We start from the raw sequence: 1,279 nt of genomic DNA, 5'->3' as shown, positions 1-1,279 counted from the left end.
AAATCAACAACTCTGGGCTACAGCTACCGTAACTGCACCCACTTCCCCAGACAACCGAAAAATTTGCTTGGGAACTAATAACCTCACTTCTGAAGTCATTTGAGCAGCAGCCATGATAGCAGCTGCTTCTGCTACGCTTGGTGTTCCCACTGTTTCTGTAATCAATTTCCCAGGGTTAGGAACACAGACACCAGCTAAAATTTCTGCGGGAAAGGTTTTTAAAGGCCAATTATTTACCCGACAAAATTCTATTAAGCCTAACTCTGAAGCTTTAAGATCAATGGTAGCCATACCTGTGATAGCTGTCTGAGTAAGCTGGTAATTTTGAAAAATTTTCTCAATTGCTGTGTTAATTAACTGAGCAGAAATTCCTTTTTGACAACCGATACCCACCCATAAAACTTGGGAAAAGATTGTCATCTACTTGCACAATTGACTCATATCAAAAAACTTCCATAAAAAACTTAATAATTGATATAGAATTGTCCAGAAACCTTGTCAGTAATCACAAAATCAGACTAAAGAAAGATTGATTTTCTCTAATTGTACATTTTAATACATCAAAAAAGATAATTTTAATACTTTCCCAAAAACAGAAACCGATATATTAAGTACATCTAGCACAGTAGGAAACATCGAGGTAAAGAAAAACAAAGGTAAAAGGTAAATTAAGTCTTCAAGTTTACTTTTTTCTACCCTTGTATTACAAGTTTTTGATCTTGATGTTTTAATTTCTTATTTCTCCGTCGTAGCGTTCTTTACAACAGTTACGGCGGAGTTTTGCTTGCTCAGTGCTGAGATTTTTATTACTATTTTATTCATGATAAGTTAAATTAATGAATTTGCGCCAGCACAAGTGATATAAATCACTGTGTATAAGTCTTATTACTACATAATTGATTTGAGCGGCTTTGAGCAAAAAATTTTGCTTATTATCTTCGATTTCTATGAATTTGTTCATTGCTGCTTAAATGACAGCAATTAGTTTACTCACAAAAATCATCTACCCACTATGCTACAAAATACTGACTCTCAGGTATCCTTAATCAACGATATCAGTCGATTATCAAAACCGATGATATTACCTGAATTTATCAAAGTCAATGTTAATGGTATACTTTACTTTAGTAAGTATGACGAAACTAACGGAAGTGAGTTGTGGAAGACTGACACCGAAGGTAATGAGGTTTTAGTCAGCGATATCAATCCTGGACAAGCAGATTCTAATCCGTACAATCTCATCAACATCAATGACACGCTTTACTTCACTGCTGATGAT

At 34.7% G+C, this 1,279-nt stretch carries 1 protein-coding gene and 1 pseudogene; one reads left to right on the top strand and one right to left on the bottom strand.

What is annotated here, in order from left to right:
* Positions 1–3 precede the first annotated feature (3 nt).
* The gene (locus tag VB694_RS21880) at positions 4–420 is read right to left on the bottom strand and encodes a cobalamin biosynthesis protein (protein WP_323362447.1); all 417 of its coding nucleotides are present in this window, start codon (positions 418–420) and stop codon (positions 4–6) included.
* Between the two features lie 592 nt (positions 421–1,012).
* Between VB694_RS21880 and VB694_RS21875 the strand changes: the two are divergent.
* Positions 1,013–1,279 (top strand): annotated as a pseudogene (locus tag VB694_RS21875) (hypothetical protein); the annotation flags it as partial.

This window comes from Anabaena sp. UHCC 0451 (assembly GCF_034931405.1).
In the GTDB taxonomy this organism is placed as follows: domain Bacteria; phylum Cyanobacteriota; class Cyanobacteriia; order Cyanobacteriales; family Nostocaceae; genus RDYJ01.
The sequence above is the reverse complement of the archived record's forward strand: the minus strand, read 5'-3'. Positions and strand labels throughout refer to the sequence as shown.

Excerpts from the sequence above, each read along its gene's own strand:
- VB694_RS21880 (WP_323362447.1), bottom strand. The coding sequence starts at position 420 with ATGACAATCTTTTCCCAAGTTTTATGGGTGGGTATCGGTTGTCAAAAA.